Source organism: Microbispora hainanensis (assembly GCF_006874475.1).
GTDB lineage: Bacteria > Actinomycetota > Actinomycetes > Streptosporangiales > Streptosporangiaceae > Microbispora > Microbispora hainanensis.
The window spans coordinates 84,789-104,228 of the sequence record NZ_VIRM01000032.1; the positions used below are offsets into that span (position 1 = coordinate 84,789).

The window sequence follows — 19,440 nt, forward strand, 5'->3', positions numbered from 1 at the left end:
ACACCGTGATGACGAGACCGCCGCGAAGGGATACTCCCCCCCAACCCGTCCAGTATATGGATCAGACTTAGCCTCACCTAATCCATGCCGGAACGTCGGCGCTCCTCGGCGAGAACAGGCGACGGCTCACCTGACCGGCAGTCGTGTGTCACCGGCGCGAGAGGATGGTCGCACCCTCCCGCCACCGTGGTCGCCTGCTACCGCGCCAGCCCGTACGCCGCGAGCACCGCGCGCAGCGCCGCGTCCTCGTCGGGCAGCTCCCGGCCACGCCGTACGGACGCCTCCGCGAGGCGTGCGGCCAGGGCGGGATCGCCGAGCAGACGGCCGATCTCCCGGCTCAGCGCGCCGGGATCCTGCGGCGGCACCAGCAGGGCCGCCTCGCCCACCATCCGGGACACGCCGCCCACCTGGGTCGCGATGATCGGTTTGCCCGCCTTCAACGCCTCCTGGACGCTCAGCGGCTGTCCCTCCCACCTGCTGGGCACGATCACCGCCGTCGCGACCTGGAGCAGGTCGGCCGGCTCGGCCCAGCCGTACAGGACCACGGGCAGTTCCTCGGCGTCGACGCGGGCCTGAAGCTCCGCGCGCAGCGGCCCGTCGCCCGCGATGACGAAAATCGGATCGCCCTTGTACGGCCCGGCCGCCGCGTCGAGCAGCGTCTCCAGGCCCTTCTGCTGGGCCAGCCGGGCGACCGTGAGCAGGATCGGCCGCTCCCGCACGGCCCGCGGCGCGTCCGCGGCGCCGGGCAGCCGGGCGGCGATCTCGGCCCGCACGTCCTCGGCCGGGCGGGCGGGCTCGGCGAGGGGCGGCGCGGGCACCACCGCGAGGTCCACTCCCCGGGCGCCCCTGGCCCGCATGCGCTCCGCGACGTCCGGCGAGATCGCCAGGACGCGGTCCGCACGCCGGGCGACGATCCGTTCCAGCAACCGGTAGACCGCGCCGATCGCGCCGCCCGCCGTGACCGCGTTGTGCAGCGTGACCACGAGGCGCGGCCACCCCCGCGCCCCGGCGAGGGCGAGCGCGGCCAGCGCGCCGGCCCGCAGGCCGTGGGCGTGGACGACGTCCGCGCCACGGGCGAGCCCGCGCAGGCGCAGGGCGGTCCGCAGGTCGTGCGCGGGGTGCGGCCTGTCGGCGATGTCGACCTCGGCGAAGCCCGCGCCGGTGGCGGTGAAGGAGAACGCCTCCTGGGTGCCGCCGGGACCCGCGACCAGCACCCGGTGCCCCCGCGTGACGAGCCCGCCCGCGAGCATCCGCACGTGCCGGGCCACGCCGCCCACGCTCGATCCCAGCACGAGAACAACGCGACTCATGCCCTCTCCTCACCCCCGGCAGCTCTCATACGGCCTTCTCCGCGGGCGGATCCGCGGGGCTCGCGCCTCTCCCGCGTCTCAGCCCGGACAGGGCGCCGGTCAGGTCCCGGCGGTCCACGAGCGCGGCGACGAGGACCCCCGCGACCACGGCCGCCAGACCGGCGAGAGCGGCCGTCAGGAGACCGCCCCACGGGCCCTCGCCCGACAGGGGCAGCCGGGCGACGGCCGCCCCCGCGAGGAAACCCGCTCCCCCGCCCAGCAGCGCGGCCAGACCGGCCCGCGCGACGCCCTGGGCGGCCCGCGCCCCTCGCGCCCGTACGACCGAGGCCAGCAGCAGCCCGGCCCCCACCGTCATGCCGGCCGCCTGGCCGAGCGCGAGCCCGCCCAGGCCCCAGCCGTCGGGCAGCACGAGGACGAACGCCACCTGGGCCACGGCCACGACCAGCCACCCGGCGACCTGTCCCCGGGCCGCCGCCCTGCCCTCTCCCGTGGCGTACAGCACCCGGCTGAGGTGGGCCACCAGGCCATATCCGACGAGCCCCGGCGCGAACAGCGCGATCCCCCGGGCGAACTCCGCCGCGGCGACCTCGGTGTCGGCCTGGGCGAGGAAGACGTGCGCGACGGGCACCGCGACCGCGGCGAGCGCTCCCGCCGCCAGGCCGCAGACCAGCACGACCGCGCGGGTCGTCCGCGCCGCCAGCGCCGCGAAGCCCTCACCCTCGCCGGCGGCCTGCGCCCGCGCGGCGAGCGCGGGGAACGCGCTGGTCGCGATGGGCACCGCGAGCACGGCGTACGGCACCTGGTAGATCGCCCAGGCGTAGTTGTAGGCGGGCAGCGCGCCCCCGCCGACGCGGTTGGCGACGGGAATCAGGATCGCCGCGGCGGCCTGCTGGGCGACCAGCGCGCTCAGCCCGGCCAGCGCGAGCCGCCGCACCTGTACGGCGACGCCCTCGGGGAAGCGGAGCGTGGGCCGCCACCGCAGGCCGAGCCGCCACGTGGGCCCGATCACGGTGACGACCAGGGCCAGCACGCCGAGCGTCGTCCCCGCCGACAGCGCGATCTCGGCGGGCGCGGGCACGGTGGCGGGATCCTTGTGGCCGCCGCTGAGCGGCCCGAAGGCCAGGTAGGCGACGATGACCACGACGCTCGACACCAGCGGCGCCAGCGCCGGGCCCGAGAACCGGCGATGGGCCTGCAGCACGCCGTAGAGCACCACGGCCATGCCGTACAACGGGATCTGCGGCGCGAAGACGACCAGCATGCGCGCGGCCACGGCGGCGACCTGCCCCGCGTCGCAGCGGTCGATCTCGGAGCCCGCCAGCAGCCGCACCACCGGCGCCGCGACCAGCGCGGTCAGCGCCGCGAGCGGCACCAGCAGCACGACCACCCAGGTCAGCAGCGCGGAGGCGATCCGGCCGACCTCCGCACGCGCCTCGCCGTCCGCTCTGGCGGCGGCGCCGGCGAGCACCGGGACGACCATCCCGGCGAGCGCGCCGCCCACCACGACCTCGAACACGATGTTCGGCACGTTGTTGGCCGTGTAGTAGGCGGTGGCAAGGCAGTTCGTGCCGACGGTGCGCGCGAACGCCAGCTGCTTGGCGAAGCCGGTCACCCGCGCCAGGACCGTGATGACCCCGATGAGGACCGCCGCCCCCGCGATCCCCGCCCCGAGCCGTCTAACCATGCCGCTCAACCATGCCGCTCAACCATGCCGCTGCCGTACGGCTCCGCGGACGGCCCTGGTCGTCCAGGTCACCCGCGCGACCCCGGCGTGCCGGGGGTGGCCTGCGGGGCGCGGCGCCCGAGCATGTCCAGGCGGTTGAGCACCCGGTTGCCGGCGATGACCTTGGTGAAGCTGACCTTCTCCGAGGCGGCGGTGAGAGCGGCCACGACACCGAGGGCGGCGATCCGGCCGGGCCTGCCCAGCCGGGCCGTGGCCGCAAGGCCGAGCAGCGCGCCCAGTGCGTTCGCCCCGGCGTCGCCGAGCATCGCCCGCTCGCCCAGGTCCTCGGGCAGCAGCGCCGCCGCCGCGCCCAGCGGGACGGCGGTCAGCGCGGCGGCCTGACGGGAGCGCGGGCCGTACGGCGCGGCGATCGAGGCGGCCAGCAGAGGAGCACCGGCGAGCAGCCCCACCTTGATCGCGCGACCCGGCCGCAGGTCGAACAGGTTGGCGAGGTTGGCGCTGCCGGCGATCAGCGCCCCGTCGACGAGCGTGTCGAGGGACCGCGACAGCACGCCCCCGCTTCGGGCGTCGCGCGGGGAGAGCGCCGCCGCGGCGAGCCCGGTCGCGCCGATGCCGAGGATCTTGACCGCTCCGCTGGTCACCTCGCCGCGCGCGAGCGCCGCCAGGTGGCCCTTGAACCCCTTCGACGAGGTGGTCCCGAACAGGTCGTCGTACGCGCCGAGGACGCCGCTGCCGGCCCCGGCGAGCACGGCGGCCGCACGGGCCCGTATGGGCAGGCCGGGGGCGAGGGCGGAGGCGGCGACGGCACCCGCGGCGAACGCGGGGCCCTCCAGCAGCGTGACCGGCTCGCCCCGGTGGTTGACCCGGGTCCAGTATTCGTCTGCGGTCTTCTCGTCGCCGATCGGCGGGCGGCGCCGGAAGGCGGCGAAGGCGGCGCGCGCGGCGACCGCGCCGAGCGCGGCGCCGGCGCCGGCTCCGAGCACCGCGGCGGCGCGTGTGCCGGCCTGGGGACGTCTGGCCACGGCTGTTGCCCTTCTCTACATGTTCGTCAGGAGTGATGCGCCGACCGGCGGCTCATCCCCGGCTCGCCGCCGGGGTGGGGGTCTGGCTGGGCGCGGTCACCGCGGGCTCGAACGCCGTCGCGCCGCTGCCGACTCCGTAGGAGCCCGAACGGCCGGCCAGTTGCTCCCGCAGAGCGTAGACCACCACGACACGGCCCGCGGCGAAATCGATGGTGTCGACGGTGGAGACCGCCGAGGCGACGCCGCCGGTGTCGTGCAGCGCCGCGATGACGCCGCCGTTGGCGGAGGCGGTGACGGTGCCCGCCAGGACCGTGCCGAGAGCGCCGCCGTCGAGGCCGGCCGCGACCGAGACCAGCGCGTTCGTCTGCCGGTCGGCGTCCTCCCCTTCGTACGGCTGGGCCGGCGCGAGCACGATGGCCAGCGTGGCCCGCTGCTCGGGGTCACCGTTCATGGTGAGGAAGTCGCCCGCCTGGAACGCCTCCAGCACGCCGGTCGCCGCGGGGTTGGCCCGGCCCGCCTGCGTGCGGTCGTTGGTCACGATGGCGCCGGCGAGCATCGCGGCGGCCTTGTCGTACGGCGTGGCGCCGTCGGGGAAGGTCGTGCCCGCCTGGGCCAGATTGGTGGCGAGCCCGTCGATCACGCTCGCCTGCTCGGTGTCGATGAACTTGTCGGTGAGGCTGACCCTGCCGGCGTAGGAGGCGCCCGCGCTCGTGACGAGCTTCTCGATCGGGTCGCGCAGGGCGGCCGACGCGCCGGGAGCCTCGACCAGCACGACGCGCTCCCCCGCGAGCTGGCCGCGCACGAGGTCGGGCAGGTGGGTCGTGACCAGCGAGTCGCCGCCCTCCTCACGCGTCTGCAGCTCCGAGATCTGCGTCAGATACTTCTCGTTGGCCTGCCGCAGCGACGCGGTCATCTCCTCGGCCGACTTGAAGAACGTGGGCTCCAGCACGGTGCTGCCCAGCACGATGCCGACCGTGAGCGCGAGGAAGATCGCCACGATCGAGACGAGGTGATAACGGAAATCGATCACGAGAAGAGTCCGACCAGCCAGAAGATGAAGCCGTTCCAGGCCACGCGGAGGCCGTTCAGCCACACCTGGCCTATCGGCGATACCGAGAGCACCACACCGATCGTGACCAGCGTGGTGGCGACGAGCAGCAACAGGGAGGACGTGGAGATCCGGCTGCGGTAGAGCCTGCTCACGCCCTTGGCGTCCACGAGCTTGCTGCCGACGCGCAGGCGGGTGAGGAACGTGCTCGCCGCCCCCGACCTGCCCTTGTCGAGGAACTCGTCGAGCGTCCAGTGGGTGCCGACCGCGACGATCAGCGTGGCGCCCTTGTCGTCGGCCAGGAGCATGGCGATGTCCTCGCTCGTCCCGGTCGCGGGGAACACGACCGCCTCCTGGCCCAGCTTGCGCACCCGCTCCAGCCCCGGCGCCCGGCCGTCGCGATAGGCGTGGACGACCAGTTCGGCGCCGCAGCACAGCGCCTTCTCCGAGACGGAGTCGAAGTCGCCCACGATGATGTCGGGCACATAGCCGGCGTCGAGGAGCGCGTCCGCCCCGCCGTCCACCCCGATCAGCACCGGGCGATACTCCCGGATGTACGGCCGGAGCGTGGCGATGTCCTCCTTGTAGTGGTAACCCCGCACCACGATGAGGGCGTGGCGGTTCTCCAGGGAGGTGCGGATGTCGGGCACGCCGACCCCGTCGATCAGGAGGTCGCGCTCACGCCGGACGTACTCCATCGTGTTGGCGGCGAACGCCTCGATCTGGACCGCGAGGCCCGCGCGGGCCTCGGTCATGGCCGCCTCGACGGTCTCGGCGGTCTGCGACTGGCCCTTTCCGACCAGTTCCTCGCCGAGATAGACCATGCCGTCGTGGACGCGGATCACGTCGCCGTCGGCGATCCGCTCGAACAGTTCCGGCGACGCGCTGTCGATCAGGGGAATGCCCGCGTCGATCAGGATCTGGGGCCCGAGGTTGGGGTAACGGCCGCTGATGCTCGCGGCGACGTTGACCACGGCCGCCACGCCGCACGCGACGAGGGCCTCCCCGCTGACCCGGTCGATGTCGACGTGGTCGATAATCGCGATTTCCCCGGGCTTGAGGCGCTTGGTCAGCCTCTTCGTCCGTCTGTCGATTCTCGCCACTGCCGTCACCCCGGGAAGGCCGTCGGCCTTCCTGCGGCGGAGGCCCGGAACATTCAAGCTCGGGACCTTCATCACGACCATCCTGCCAGAGGCGGCGACCGCCACGCTTCCACACCCTACGGCTCGTCTGAATTGTCACTGCAAGTCAGGGATGTTGCCGAGGTGCGCCAACCGGGGACACCCTGGTCGACGCATAGCTTCCGCGACGCCGTCGCCCCCTGTTCCTCCGCCCCTGGTTGCCGGGGCTTGACTGCTTCCCGGCGCGCCCTGCTCCAAACGTCACCCCCGCGCGCGCCCCGCCGAGTGTACGCGCTTACGCGCTGACCAGGCCGGCGGCGCGAGAGTCAGCACCCCGGCCCCACGGCGGAACCCTCAACCGGCGGCGCGAAAGACGACAGGCCGGTCCGGCGTTCGGAACCCTGAGCCCGGCACGGCCGACCGGAAGCCCTCAGCCGGCGCGGCGGCCCGAGCTCCTGGCCGCTCCCGAGGACGCCTTCTCCCAGGCGGCCTTGTCGGCGGCGGCGATGGACAGCAGCTCGGCGGCGTGCGCCCGGCCGAGCTCGGAGTCCTCCAGCCCGGCGAGCATGCGCGACAGCTCCCGCTCGCGTCCCTCCTGGTCGAGCGTCACGACGCCGCTGCGGACGACCCGGCCGTCACTCGCCTTCTCGACTACGAGGTGCTGGTCGGCGAAGGCCGCGACCTGCGGCAGGTGGGTGACCACGATGACCTGCGCCGTCCTGGCGAGCTTGGCCAGCCGCCTGCCGATCTCCACGGCCGCCTTGCCGCCCACGCCCGCGTCGACCTCGTCGAACACGAACGTCGGAACGGGGTCGGCGCCGGCGAAGACCACCTCGATGGCGAGCATCACCCGGCTCAGCTCGCCGCCGGAGGCGCCCTTGGTCAGCGGCAGCGGCGGCGCGCCGGGATGGGAGGCCAGCCGGAGCTCGACCTCGTCCACGCCGTGCGGGCCGAAGCCGTCGGAGGCGGTGATCGCCACGCTCACCCGGGCGTGCGGCATGGCGAGCGCGGTCAGCTCCTCGGTCACCGCCTGGCCGAACCGCTCGGCGGCGGCGGTGCGGATGCCCGTCAGCTCACCGGCAAGCTCGCCCAGCCGCTCGGTGAGCTCGCCGTGCTCCCGCGTGAGCTCCTCGATGCGCTCGTCGTCGCCTTCCAGCTCGGTCAGCCTCTCGGCGGCCCGCTGCGCCCACGCGAGCACGGCCGAGACGTCCTCGCCATACTTGCGCATGAGCCCGTTCAGCGCCGCCCTGCGCTCCTGCACCGCGGCGAGCCGGGCCGGATCCGCCTCGACCGACTCGGCGTACGCGGCCAGCTCGGTCGCCACGTCGGAGACCAGATAACCGGCCTCGGCCAGACGGTCGGCGAGCCCGGCGAGCGCGGGATCGAAGTCGCGTACGGACTCCACGGCCGACTTCGCATGCCCGAGCAGCGACACGGCGTCCTGCACGTCCTGCGCGCTCGACATCGGATCGCCGAGCAGGGCCGTGTGCGCGGTCGTGGCGGCGGTGCGCAGCGCGTCGGCGTGGGAGAGCCGCTCGGCCTCCTCCTTCAGCTCGGCGTCCTCTCCCGCCCTGGGCTCGACCTTCTCGATCTCCTCCAGGCCGAACCGCAGCACGTCGGCCTCCTGCGCCCGCTCCCTGGCCTTGACGGTCAGCTCGTGGAGCAGCTCCCCCACCTGCTTGTGCCGCTTGTATGCCTGCTCGTAGGCCCGGAGGGGCTTGACCAGCTCGTCACCGGCGTAGCGGTCGAGCGCCGCACGCTGCCTGCCGGGCTGCAGCAGCCGCTGCTGGTCCATCTGCCCGTGCACGGCCACGAGGTCGTCGGCGATGTACGTCAGCGTGCCCACCGGCACGGCACGGCCACCCAGCCAGGCGCGGGAGCGGCCCTCCGCGGAGACCGACCGGGCGATGATGAGCTGCCCGTCCTCGACCTCGCCGCCGACGTCGGCGACCTGCTGGGCCACACGACCCCCGGGCTCGATCACGAGCGTGCCCTCGATCAGCGCCTTGTCGGCGCCCGGCCTGACCCGGGCCGGGTCGGCCCGCCCTCCGAACAGCAGGCCGAGACCGGTCACGACCATCGTCTTGCCGGCCCCGGTCTCACCCGTGACGACGGTGAATCCCGGTGACAGCTCCAGGACGGCTTCGTCGATCACGCCGAGCCCCTGGATGCGGACCTCCTCGACCCGTGGCCGCACTGGTCCCTCCCGTTTTGCCGACCGAACTCGCCAGAGATCCTACGCGTAACTCGTCAAGATTTTCGAGGACAGCGTGACCCGGCCGCGACCCGAACGAGAATCTGTGGATACGAAAGCCCTGCTCATCCGGCCTATCACCACCAACCGCCACAACCCGCTGTGGATCGCGGCCTTTCCCGGGTCAGCCGGAGCGCACGCGGCCCCGCCAGCCCTGCACCGGCAGGCCGAACTTCGCGACCAGGCGGTCGGTGAACGGCGCCCCACTGGTCTCCGCACCGAGCAGGCGGGCCAGCCTTACGGGCACTTCGCCTTTGCGTACCTCCACCCGGGCGCCGGGCGGGATGTCGAAGCGGCGGCGGCCGTCGCACCACAGCACACCGGCGCTGGTGTCGGGCACGATCTCCACCGCGAGCGTGGACTTCGGCGACACCACCAGCGGCCGGGCGAACAGCGCGTGGGCGCTGTTGGGCACCAGCAGCAGCGCCTCCACCTCCGGCCAGACGATGGGCCCACCGGCCGAGAAGGCGTACGCCGTCGATCCGGTGGGGGTCGCGCAGATCACGCCGTCGCAGCCCCAGCGCGACAGCGGGCGGCCGTCTATCTCCGCGACGACCTCCAGCATGCGGTCCTTCTTCTCGACCGACGCCTCGTTGAGCGCCCAGGTCCGCGCGAGAACCGACCCGTTCAGGCGCACGACGACGTCGATCGTCATGCGTTCCTCGACCTCGTAGCGGCCCTCGACCACCAGGTCCACCACGGACGCCAGGTCCTCCACCTCCGCCTCGGCGAGGAAGCCCACGTGCCCCAGGTTCACGCCGAGCAGCGGCACCGCGGCCGGGCGGGCCAGTTCGGCGGCCCGCAGCAGCGTGCCGTCACCGCCCAGGACGATGATCAGCTCGGCCCCCTCCAAGGCCGCGTCGTTCTCCGGGACCACCTCGACATGGGCGCAACCCAGCTCCTCGGCCTCCTCGTCGAGGACCCGCACGTTGATGCCCGCCTCGATCAGCCGTTCCATGACCAGGCGGGCGCTGCGCACGGCCGCCTCCCGGCCCGTATGCGCCGTCACCAGGACGGTTCTCTTGGCGTCCGCCCGGCCCTGGGCCGCGCCGCCCGTGCTCATCGTGCTCATCGTCTCCATGCCTCGCCGCCCGCGCTCACCGCGGTCCCTCCGCCACCGCCGTGTCGATGGCAGCGTCCACATCCGGAACGGGATCGTGCCCCGGCCCCTTCCCGAGCCACAGAACGTATTCCACGTTCCCCGACGGCCCCGGCAACGGACTCGCCGTCACGCCCTTCACCGTCAGGCCGAGCGAGCCCGCCGCCGCCGCGACGTCCCGCACCGCCTGCGCCCGCAGCGCCGGGTCGCGTACGACGCCTCCCGAGCCCACGCGCTCCTTGCCGACCTCGAACTGAGGTTTGACCAGCATCGCGAACTCCGCCACCTCGGCCGCACAGCGCACCAGGGCGGGGAGGACGAGCCGGAGGGAGATGAACGACAGGTCCCCGACGATCAGCGTCGGCGGCTCGCCCACCATCTCCGGGGTCAGGTCGCGGACGTTGACCCGCTCCATGACCGTGACCCGATCGTCCGTACGCAGCGACCAGGCGAGCTGCCCATACCCCACGTCGACCGCGAGCACGTGGGCGGCGCCGTGCCTGAGCAGCACGTCGGTGAACCCGCCGGTCGAGGCGCCCGCGTCGAGGCACCGGCGCCCTTCGACGCGAAGCCCTTCGAACGCGCTCAGCGCGCCGAGCAGCTTGTGTGCGCCCCTGGACACGTAATCGGGGCCCTCTGCCGCCTCGGCGACCACGATGGGGGCGGCGGTGTCCACCTGGGTGGCCGCCTTGCCCGCCACCCGGCCTCCGATGCTGACCCGGCCCGCCTCGATGAGCTGGGCCGCCTGCTCTCTGGACCGGGCGAGCCCGCGGCGTACGAGCTCGCTGTCCAGCCGGACGCGCTTCACCGGGCCCGCCCGGCCACGCCGTCCCCTGCCGTCCCGATCCGCACGCGGTCCGCGCCGTCCCGTGCCGTCCCGATCCGCACGCGGTCCGCGCCGTCCCGTGCCCTACCGGCCCGCACCCGGCCCACGCCGCCCTGTGCGCCACGGACCCGCGTCCGCGCGCTGTCCCCCGCCGTACGGGCCCGCTTCGGGCGGGCGGCGTCCACCGCTCCTGCCGCGGCGCTCACTGGCCGCTCCCCCGGTCGCCCTGTGCTTCGGGCTGCCGCTCGCCGGCATCCTCCACGGACGCGAGCACCGTTTCGAGGCCGGCGAGGACCTGTTCGAAGACGCCCACGTGTTCGGACACCGGCGCGTGAGCCAGCCGTCCGAGGGGCGACAACGCGGCCTGCACGCCGTCGGCGCCCGAGGCGTGATGCTCCCCGGCCGCGATCCCGCTGTCCGTCATGGTCCCTTCCCGCTCCGATCGGCTGCCCCGTCAGGTTTCCCTGTCACGCTTCCCTGTGCGCACGTCCGCGCCCGGGGCGTCGGCCCGGCTCTCACCGGACCCGGCCCCCGACGTCTCCGGACGGCGCACGTGGCCACGCCGCGCGGCCCGACCCGTACGAGCCCCTGCGGCGCTGGTCGCCTCGACGCTATCGGACCCCACCGACGGTCGTGCGCCGTCCGGCCGTTCCGCACGGGGCCACAGGATGCCGCAGGGGGCCATAGGGTGCCGTAGGGGCCGCGGGCCTTCCGCCACATGATCTCGCCGCACGCGGCCTCGGGCGCGCTCAGCTCACCCGTCCCTTTGATCGCCGAATCCACGGCTCGCGGACCGCCCCACTCGTGCCATTGCCTCTCCATGACCCGAGCGGATTTCGCGCAGGCGGTCCATGGAAAGCTACTGTCGGTAGGTAGAGGGGAATCACATCGCCGACCGATGATCCGCGCGGTTGGCAAGGAGACCCGGTCCGCGAGACGACACGGTCCGTGAGGAGAAGGGCAGGCGCATGGCGACCGTCGAGGAATGCCGGGCGGCGCTGGACAAACTCGTCGAGCATTTCGACGAGATAGGCGAGGAGGACCGTGCCAAGCATGTGGTCGAACGCCGGCTGGCCTGCCGGATCTCCGACCTCGGCGTGACCTTCTACGGCCGCATCCACCGGGGCGGGCTCGACCCCTTCAAGGAAGTGCCCCCGGAGGACGGCAGGCCCGCCGAGGTCAAGCTGACGCTCACCAGCGAGGACCTGGTCTCGATGGTCAACGGCGAGCTCGACATGGGGCGCGCGCTGCTGAGCGGCCGGGTCAAGATCGACGCGAGCCTCGGCGACCTGCTGCGCCTTCGCAAACTCCTCTGACCGGTCCCTTCTGACCGGTCCCTTCTGACCGGTCCTTTCTGACCGCTCCCGTCTCGCCGCATCCGCCACAACCGGCAACGCACCCCGCCGCCGGGCCATCGCCATGCGCCGGACTGGACCATTGCCGCACGCGACGCGGGCTCTCGCCATACGCCGGCCCGGCCCCTCGTGCCGCATGCCGCGTCAGGGCCCTGAGCACACGGGATGCCGGACCCTCGCCCGAGGCGTGTGGCGGCGGGTACGTGAGACGGGGGTAGTGACGGGGTGCGTGAGGCGAGGCTGCCGGTGCCGGCGCGTCGTCAGCGGCCGAGCGCCGTCAAGGCGGCCTTCACCGCTCCCTCGTCCGCCTGGCCGTCCCCTACCGCCTCCCAGGTGGCGGCGCACGCCGCACGCAGCCCGTCGACGGGGTCGCCCTCCCCGGTGAGCGCGAGCTCGCCGTCCTGCCACACGGCCGTCCATCCGCCGCAGGTCCAGCCGCCCGAGCCGCGCCGTACGGGGACCACGGGGGTGTGCAGACCGGACAGATCGGCGGCGATGTGAGTGGGACGGTGATGGGGCCCGGCGGTGAGCACGTCGAGAGGAGTGGCGACGCCGGTCAGCACGAGCAGGCTGTCGACACCGGCCCGGGTCGCGCCCTCGATGTCGGTGTCGAGCCGGTCACCGACGATCAGCGGCCTCTCGGCGCGGGTGCGGATCATCGACTCGCGGTGCAGCGGCGGCTCGGGCTTGCCCGCGACCACGGGCTCGACGCCGGTCGCGGTGGCGATCACGCGGCTCATCGCACCGTTGCCAGGCTGCTCGCCCCGGCCCGTCGGCATGGTCGTGTCGCCGTTGGCCGCGACGAACCACGCCCCCTGACGTACGGCGAGCGTCCCTTCGCAGAGCAGCCCGTAGGACAGGTTGTCGGCGATGCCCTGCACGACGGCGGCGGGCGCGTCCAGGGCGGTGGTCACAGGGCGCAGGCCGTGCTCGCGCAGGGCCATCCGCAGTCCCATGCCGCCCACCACCAGGACGGCGGAGCCCGCGGGGACGTGCTCGGCGACCAGCCGGGCCGCCGCCTGAGCGGAGGTCACCACGTCCTGCGGGGCCGCCGGAATGCCCAGATTGGTGAGGTGCTGGGCGATCGCCCCCGGCGTGCGGGACGCGTTGTTCGTCACGAACGCGAGCCGCACGCCCCGGTCCTGGGCCTTCACCAGCGCCTCCGGCGCACCGGGGACCGCGCGTTTGCCGAGGTAGACGACGCCGTCAAGGTCGAGCAGCAACGTGTCGTAGGCGTTCACGAGAACACCGGTGGTTTCTGGCATGGCGGAAGTATGGCCTACGGTCACGCCTGCCTCGCCCGCAGCGTGGCCCTGACCTGCTTCAGCGCGGACACGTAGTGCCGCAGGTCGGGGCGCATCGCCACCGCCACCGCGAGGGGCTCCTGAGCCGCCTCGATGTCTCCGCTGCGCCACAGCGACAAGCCGAGACCGAAGTAGGCGTAGTCCTCTGCGGGGTTGGCGTCGACGATCCAACGGAAGCTTCCGGCGGCCTCGTCGTAGCGCTTCGAGTTGAACTGGGCCCGGGCAAGGGCTTCGCGGATGCTACGCGAGTCGGGCTCGGCCCGCACGGCGTGCTCCAGGATCGCCGCCGCGGCGGCCGGACTGCCCTCTTCGAGCAGCTTCATGCCACGCTTGAACCACTCATAGACGCCGCCGGAAGGCGTACCGCCCGGATCATTGGAAGAAGCAGAGGCCTCGTTTCGTCCTTCGATCATGGGGTAAGCCCTCCTGCACTCCGATTTCACAAGCAACCGGGCACCGCAGCGTCGGGGAGTCCGGGCACTTATGGCAACATGCCCGGTATGGAGAGTTCTGAACGGGCGGGACTGGTGCTACGTCCGTTCCGCGGCGTACGTTACGCGGTGGACGATGTAGCCGCTGTCACCTCACCGCCGTACGATCTCATCTCCCCTGAAGAACTACGGGAACTGCTCAGTCGTCATCCGAACAACGTAGTGCGCCTGATCCTTCCCGGAATCAGCCACTACGGTGAGGCGAGCGAGGCGTTGAGCGAGTGGCTCGCCAACGGAGTGCTGACGGTCGACTCCCTGCCCGGCCTTTACGTGTACGAGCAGAGCGGGGTCGGTTTCCTGCAGCGGGGGCTGATCGGAGGCGTCGGCGTCGGGTCGACCGCGATCCTTCCCCATGAGAACGTCCTGCCGGAGCCCGTCGCCGACCGGCTCGCCCTGATGCGGGCGACACAGGCCAATTTCGAGCCGATCTTCCTGCTATACGAAGGCGGCGGCACCGCCTCCCGGCTCGTCGACGACGTGGCTGCCCAGCGTTTCCCCCTCATGGACGTCCGGACGCGTGAAGGCGTGCACCACCGGCTCTGGGCGGTGACCGACCCCCATGAGATCGAAGCCGTCGCGGAGGACCTGCACGATCGCCAGGCGCTGATCGCCGATGGTCACCATCGTTACGCCACTTATCAGGCGCTGCAGATGGACCACATCGGGCCCGGGCCCTGGGACTACGGCCTGGCCTACCTGGTCGACTCCACGGCATACCCGCCCGACCTCAGGGCCATCCACCGGGTCATCCCGGGACTGCCCCTGCAGGAGGCCGCCGCCCGGGCCAAGGGCGCGTGGCAGGTCCAGGAGTTCCCCCTGGTCGAGGACGCCCTCGCGGGGCTCGCCACCGCGACCGGCCCCGCCTTCGTGCTCGCCGGCGACGGACCCGCCCATCTGCTGACCGACCCTGACCCGCTGCAGGTCGAGCACGCCATGCCGCCCGGGCAATCCCCCCGGTGGCGGATGCTCGACACCTCGGTCCTCACGATGTTCCTCCTGCCGAAGGTGTGGGGGATCACCGACAGCGAGCAGTCGGTGATGGTCGTGCACCACGACCCGCTCGACGCGGTGAAGAGGGCGCGCCGGCTCGGCGGGACGGCGGTGCTGCTGAATCCGCTGTCCACGGAGGACGTCCTCACGGTCGCGTCGCAGGGCGAGCGAGTGCCGCGCAAGTCGACCTCGTTCGGCCCCAAACCCCGCACGGGGCTGGTCATGCGGACCTTCACGACTGACTGACCGCTTCGCCGGCGGGCTCCGCCGAGACGGCGTCATCCTGGACGTCCCGGGACGACGCCGCCGGAGAGCCACCGGGGCCGTCGCCGCACGACGCCCCTTCGGGCGTGACGGAATCAGGGACGTCAGGGCCATCACCGGCCCGCCCAACCCGGGCCGTGGCGCCGTCCCCGCAGGACGTCATCTCTGGCGTGACGGCCTCGGGGACCTCAGCGGCATCACCGGCCCGCCCGATCCCGGACGCGGCGCCATCGCCGTCGTCGGCAGCCTGAGGCGTTCTTCTGCGTGGCCTGCTGCGGGGCGGGGCCGGCTCGACGTGGCGTGCCGTACGGACCTCGATCTCGTAGCGGCTGCCACCGCGCCACCAGCGGCGGCGCAGCGCGCCCTCCACCTCGACCAGATCATCGCGTTGCCAGCCGGCCAGCATCGCGCGCACGCCGTCGTCGATCGTCGCGCACTCGATCGCGTCCGACCGCTGATGGCCCGAGCGGCTGCCCGGTCTGCGGACCGCGAGGCGCCACTGTGTCAGCAGGGCTCCGCTCGGCAGTTCCCTGTGTGCCGGCTCCATGGACAGCCGCCCGGCCAGCACCACCTCGTTGCGGTGCATGTGAACTCCTCTCTGCAGTGGAGATCACTATGCGTGACGAGGTTGGGCCCGTGCGGCCCTGAATGCCATTCTGTGAATACCGGTTCTAGTTTCGGGAGTGGCCTGTGGACAACGTGACTCCGCTCGGCGGCGACGTCTACGAGATCGACACGCGGATGGCGGGCTACTCCGGCATCACCGCGGGCTATCTAATCCTCGGCGACCGCCCCTGTCTCGTCGAGACGGGCACCTCGACCTCGGCTCCCGTGGTCAGAGACGCGCTGTCCTCCCTCGGGGTGGGACCGGACGACCTGGCGACCGTCGTGGTCACCCACATCCATTTGGATCACGCCGGCGGCGTGGGCGACATCGCGAACTATTACCCGTCCGCCGAGATCGTCGTACACGAGAAGGGCGCCCGCCATCTCGCCGATCCCTCCCGGCTCATGGCGAGCGCCAAAATGGTCTGGGGCGACAAGCTCGACGTACTGTTCGGCACCCTGGCGCCGACCGACGCGGCCCGCATCAGGGCGCTGGGCGACACCGGGACGATCGATCTGGGCAACGGCCGCACCCTGGCGAGTCACTACTCCCCGGGCCACGCCAAACACCACGTGGGCCTGCTCGACTCGCTCACCGGTGACCTGTACGTGGGCGACGCCGCCGGTGTGTATCTGCCCGAGACCGGCGACCTGCGGCCCGCCACTCCGCCGCCGGACTTCGACCTCGACGTCGCCCTCGGCTCGATCGCGCTGTTCACGGCCCTGAAACCGCAGCGGCTGCTGTTCAGCCACTACGGACCGGTGGAGGACGTGCCCTCGACCCTCGAACGGTCGGCCGAGGAGCTCCGGATCTGGGTGGACCTCACCAGACAGGCCAAGGCCGAGGGACTCGACCTCGATCACGCTGTCGCCATGGTCCGCGACCGCACGCGGGAGCGGTACGCCGCGCTGCGCGCCGACGAGGCCACGGCCGAGCAGTTCGAACTGCTGAGCGGCGCGCCGTCGAACGTCGCGGGAATCATGCACTGGCTGGATCGCACCCCGCGCTGACTGCTCAGGCCGTCAACACGGCCAGGCCTTCCCCGGGGCGATCTGCGTCGGGAAGACGAACGGGCGCCGCCTCTGCGGCGCCCGTTCGGAACATCAGGGCTGGCGCTTCGTCCGGTCCTCGGCGTCCTCGGCGTCCTCGGCGTCCTCGGCGTCGTCGAGCACGTCGCCGAAGTCCGGCTCTATAAACGCGGGGCCGTAGGACGGCGCGCTCGTGGCGGAAGGCCGCTCGGCCGCCTCGTCGGCGTCGCCCGTCTCCTCATTAACCGGTGCCGGTGTCGCCACAGGAGCCGCAGGAGCCGCCGGTGCGACCGGTGCCAAGGGTGCCACCTGTGCCGGCGCCTCGCCGGCCGCAGCCGCCTCGGCCACGAGGTCGCCCGTGGAGCCGTCGTCCGCCTGATCGTCGGTCAGATCGTCCTCGTCGGACTGGTCGTCGTCACGGGAACCGACGGGCCGGTCCGCCTCGTCTTCGTCCTCGTCCTTGACCGCCTCCTGGATGTCCTCGTCGCCGATCTCGTCTTCATCGTCGGCAAGGTCGTCCGGGAGGTCACCGGGCTCGTCGCCGGACTCGTCGTAACCCTCCTCCAGGTCCTCGATGAGTCCGCCGGTCAGTTCGGCGTAGCGTTCGGCAGCGTCGGTCTCACCGTCCTCGTCGAACCCCATGGCACGGGCGAACCAGTCGGTCGCCGCTTCCTCGTGTCCCGCGTCGGCCAGGGCGTCCGCGTACGCGAAGGCGAGACGTGCCGACCACGGCTTCGGCTGAGGATCGCGCAACTCCGGAACCTTCTGCAGCGTGATCACGGCGGCGTCGTGCTGCCCGAGGTCACGACGGGCCCCGGACTCCACGATCGCGAGCTCGATCCGGCCCGCGCGGTCCAGCCGTTCGGCCTCACGCGACCGGACGAGGTCGAGCGCCCGCTCGGGCCGCCCGAGCCCCCGCTCGCAGTCGGCCATGATCGGCAGGTACTCGTCCGAGCCAGTGATCCGCCGGGCGGCCCGGAGGTCGCCCAGCGCCTCGGCGTACTGCCCGGCGTGATAAGCGGCGATCCCGGTGGCCTCGCGGACCACGCCGATCCTGCCCGCGAAGCGGCGCGCCACCTTGGCGTGCTCGTACGCCTTCTCCGGATCTTCCGCACTCAGCGCACGGGCGGCCGCCACGAGGTGACTGGCCACGAGGTCCGCCAGGTCGTTCGGCAACGAGCGAAGCTCCGCGCGCGCCTCCCGGTCCAGCTCGTCCGGAGTGATGTCGGGGTCGAGCGGAGGAATCTCCTCACGAACCCTCGGCCTGCTCGGCTCGTCCGGCCTGCTGTAGCGGGTGCGGCTGCCGCCCCGCTCGTCGCGGCTGAAGGGACGCGCCGCACCGCGGTCGCCGCTGAACGGCCTGGACTCGTCACGGTCCCTGCCGAACGGGCGGGCACCGCGGTCGCCGCCGAACTGGCGCCGTGGCCGGTCGCCGGAGCCCGACTCACGCCCGCGGAACGTCCGAGGCCCTTCCTCACGGTCGCGGCCGGGACGCCTGTCGTCGCGGTCGCGGAAGGACCCGCCGGGCCGGTCCCCGGGCGTACGGCGCGGACCGTCCCGGAACGAGTCCCGATCGCGGTAGCGGTCGCCACCCGTGTCCTGCCGGTCGCCGTAGGGGCGCCTGGGCCTGTCCTCGCCGCCTCTGCTGTCGCGGTCGCCGAACGAACGCCGCGGCCGGTCCTGGCCGCCAAAGCCACGATCGGCACCCCGATCGCCGCCTCGATCGCCGTACGGACGCCGGGGACGATCCTGCTGCCCGAACCCGCTTCCGCCTCTGTCGTCACGGCCGTAGCCGCGCTCCTGGTCCGTACGCCGTGGGGGACGGCTGCCGAAGCCGCCGCGGTCGTCGCGGTCGTTCCGGGGCGTGAACGAGCGGCCTTCCCGGCCCTCACGGTTCTCGCGGCCCTCGCGGCCCTCACGGCCATCGCGGGCGTCGCGTTCGCGGAAGCCGTAGCGTCCGCCGAAACCGCCGCCCTGGCGCTGCGGGCGGTCTCCGTACCCGCCGCCGCCTTCCCGCCGATCCGTCCGGCGCTCACCGTACGGCCGGCTGCCGCGGTCGTCGGAGCGGAACGGACGTCCGCCCCGATCATCGCGATCCCGGGGGCCCTGCCCGCCTCGGAAGCCGTCGCGGTCGCCGTAGGGACGGCGCGGCCGATCGGTGCGGAAGGAGTCGCGGTCCTGATAGACGCGTTCCCCGCGTCCTTCGCCGCCTCCGGCGTCCCTGCGTCCTTCAGAGCCGCCGGTCCCACGCGGCCGGTCACCGCCGCGCTCGAAGCTTCGTCCCCCGTCGCGGTCGCGGTATCCGCCGCGATCGTCGGTGCGGCCACCCGTACGGTCCCCGGTGCCGAAGGGACGGCGGCCGCGGTCATCCCGGCCACCATAGCCGCCGCGCCTGTCGCGATCCCCGTAGGAGCCACTCGCCCTGTCGTCACGATCACGCGAACCGAAGCGTCCCCCGGACGCTCCGCCCTGGTCGCGGTAGCCACGCCTGTCGGACTGGAACGGGCGCTCGCCGCGCTCGCCGCGGTCGGTCCGGAAGCCTTCTCGCCGCTCTCCATAGCGACCGCCGAAGCCGCCGCTTCCTCCATTACCGCGGGATCCGCCGGATCGCTCGCTCCGGTTTCTGCTCTCGTCGCGGTTGTCTCCGCCACGGCCCGCGCCGTCGCGCCCGTCTTCTCTGTTCACTTCTGTCCTCTGTTGCTTGCTCACCGCGTCCGGTTCGCCGGCCGCAGGGCTCCGTCTTCCCGCTGTCCTGACTATTGGGGATCTGCCCCTGCCCGATGCGTTCCAGGGAAGACATGTTGTTTGCGCCGCAGGTCCGCTGAGATCGCGTCCGCCGCAGCCTTCGCTTCTCGTCCGATGCGACGAAGGCCACCCGTGGGGTGGCCCGGCACTGCCAGCCTAGCGCGCCATCACCACCGCCCGAGCCTCGACCGGAGCTTTCTTTCCCCGTCGACGCAGGTTGCGGCGCAGCGATGACATGACCCCGGAAACACAGAAGGGCCACCCCAACGGGATGGCCCTTCCATATCAAAAA

At 72.8% G+C, this 19,440-nt stretch carries 17 protein-coding genes; 3 read left to right on the forward strand and 14 right to left on the reverse strand.

Annotated elements, in window-relative coordinates:
• Positions 1-197: 197 nt before the first annotated feature.
• The 10 genes from FLX08_RS24480 to FLX08_RS24525 all read right to left on the reverse strand — a co-directional run bounded on the left by FLX08_RS24480 (position 198) and on the right by FLX08_RS24525 (position 10,788).
• Positions 198-1,310, reverse strand: coding sequence for a glycosyltransferase family 4 protein (locus FLX08_RS24480; RefSeq protein WP_142621716.1), 1,113 nt, complete (start codon positions 1,308-1,310; stop codon positions 198-200).
• 25 nt (positions 1,311-1,335) lie between these two features.
• Positions 1,336-2,994 (reverse strand): murein biosynthesis integral membrane protein MurJ, encoded by a 1,659-nt coding sequence (gene murJ, locus FLX08_RS24485; protein ID WP_142621718.1) that lies wholly within the window; start codon positions 2,992-2,994, stop codon positions 1,336-1,338.
• Positions 2,995-3,062: 68 nt separating this feature from the next.
• Positions 3,063-4,016: a hypothetical protein gene (locus FLX08_RS24490; RefSeq protein WP_244312859.1), complete on the reverse strand. Its 954-nt coding sequence runs from the start codon at positions 4,014-4,016 to the stop codon at positions 3,063-3,065.
• Between the two features lie 52 nt (positions 4,017-4,068).
• On the reverse strand, positions 4,069-5,046 hold the full coding sequence (locus FLX08_RS24495; RefSeq protein ID WP_142621720.1) for a copper transporter: 978 nt from the start codon (positions 5,044-5,046) through the stop codon (positions 4,069-4,071).
• Complete coding sequence (steA, locus tag FLX08_RS24500; RefSeq protein ID WP_142621722.1) at positions 5,043-6,239, reverse strand: putative cytokinetic ring protein SteA; 1,197 nt, start codon at positions 6,237-6,239, stop codon at positions 5,043-5,045. Before steA ends, FLX08_RS24495 begins: the two co-directional genes overlap by 4 nt.
• 376 nt (positions 6,240-6,615) lie before the next feature.
• Positions 6,616-8,382 carry a DNA repair protein RecN gene (gene recN, locus FLX08_RS24505; RefSeq protein WP_142621724.1) on the reverse strand — a complete coding sequence of 589 codons (1,767 nt, stop codon included), beginning with the start codon at positions 8,380-8,382 and terminating at the stop codon, positions 6,616-6,618.
• A 181-nt stretch (positions 8,383-8,563) separates the two neighbouring features.
• Positions 8,564-9,502 (reverse strand): NAD kinase, encoded by a 939-nt coding sequence (locus FLX08_RS24510; RefSeq protein WP_208761635.1) that lies wholly within the window; start codon positions 9,500-9,502, stop codon positions 8,564-8,566.
• 34 nt (positions 9,503-9,536) lie between these two features.
• Complete coding sequence (locus FLX08_RS24515) at positions 9,537-10,346, reverse strand: TlyA family RNA methyltransferase (protein WP_142621728.1); 810 nt, start codon at positions 10,344-10,346, stop codon at positions 9,537-9,539.
• Complete coding sequence (locus FLX08_RS24520) at positions 10,343-10,570, reverse strand: hypothetical protein (protein WP_142621730.1); 228 nt, start codon at positions 10,568-10,570, stop codon at positions 10,343-10,345. Before FLX08_RS24520 ends, FLX08_RS24515 begins: the two co-directional genes overlap by 4 nt.
• Positions 10,567-10,788 (reverse strand): hypothetical protein, encoded by a 222-nt coding sequence (locus FLX08_RS24525; protein ID WP_142621732.1) that lies wholly within the window; start codon positions 10,786-10,788, stop codon positions 10,567-10,569. The genes FLX08_RS24520 and FLX08_RS24525 overlap by 4 nt, the downstream gene beginning before the upstream one ends.
• Positions 10,789-11,332: 544 nt before the next feature.
• Between FLX08_RS24525 and FLX08_RS24530 the strand changes: the two genes are divergently transcribed.
• Positions 11,333-11,680 (forward strand): SCP2 sterol-binding domain-containing protein, encoded by a 348-nt coding sequence (locus FLX08_RS24530; protein ID WP_142621734.1) that lies wholly within the window; start codon positions 11,333-11,335, stop codon positions 11,678-11,680.
• 299 nt (positions 11,681-11,979) lie between these two features.
• Here FLX08_RS24530 and FLX08_RS24535 read toward each other — a convergent pair whose 3' ends face one another.
• Both FLX08_RS24535 and FLX08_RS24540 read right to left on the reverse strand, forming a co-directional pair.
• Positions 11,980-12,984, reverse strand: coding sequence for an HAD-IIA family hydrolase (locus FLX08_RS24535; RefSeq protein ID WP_142621736.1), 1,005 nt, complete (start codon positions 12,982-12,984; stop codon positions 11,980-11,982).
• 20 nt (positions 12,985-13,004) lie between these two features.
• A complete protein-coding gene (locus FLX08_RS24540; RefSeq protein WP_244312860.1) occupies positions 13,005-13,346 on the reverse strand; it encodes a tetratricopeptide repeat protein in 342 nt (113 codons plus the stop codon).
• 177 nt (positions 13,347-13,523) lie between these two features.
• On the opposite strand from FLX08_RS24540, the gene FLX08_RS24545 reads away from it, so the two are divergent.
• Complete coding sequence (locus FLX08_RS24545) at positions 13,524-14,750, forward strand: DUF1015 family protein (RefSeq protein WP_244312861.1); 1,227 nt, start codon at positions 13,524-13,526, stop codon at positions 14,748-14,750.
• Here the strand turns inward: FLX08_RS24545 and FLX08_RS24550 are convergent.
• Entirely contained in the window at positions 14,737-15,354 is a 618-nt protein-coding gene (locus FLX08_RS24550; RefSeq protein ID WP_142621743.1) for a single-stranded DNA-binding protein, read from the reverse strand. The genes FLX08_RS24545 and FLX08_RS24550 overlap by 14 nt on opposite strands.
• A 104-nt stretch (positions 15,355-15,458) precedes the next feature.
• Here FLX08_RS24550 and FLX08_RS24555 point away from each other — a divergent pair, with 104 nt between their 5' ends.
• Positions 15,459-16,385 carry an MBL fold metallo-hydrolase gene (locus FLX08_RS24555; protein ID WP_244312862.1) on the forward strand — a complete coding sequence of 309 codons (927 nt, stop codon included), beginning with the start codon at positions 15,459-15,461 and terminating at the stop codon, positions 16,383-16,385.
• 93 nt (positions 16,386-16,478) lie between these two features.
• On the opposite strand, the gene FLX08_RS42320 is transcribed toward FLX08_RS24555, so the two are convergent.
• On the reverse strand, positions 16,479-19,088 hold the full coding sequence (locus tag FLX08_RS42320; protein ID WP_244312863.1) for a hypothetical protein: 2,610 nt from the start codon (positions 19,086-19,088) through the stop codon (positions 16,479-16,481).
• Positions 19,089-19,440 lie beyond the last annotated feature (352 nt).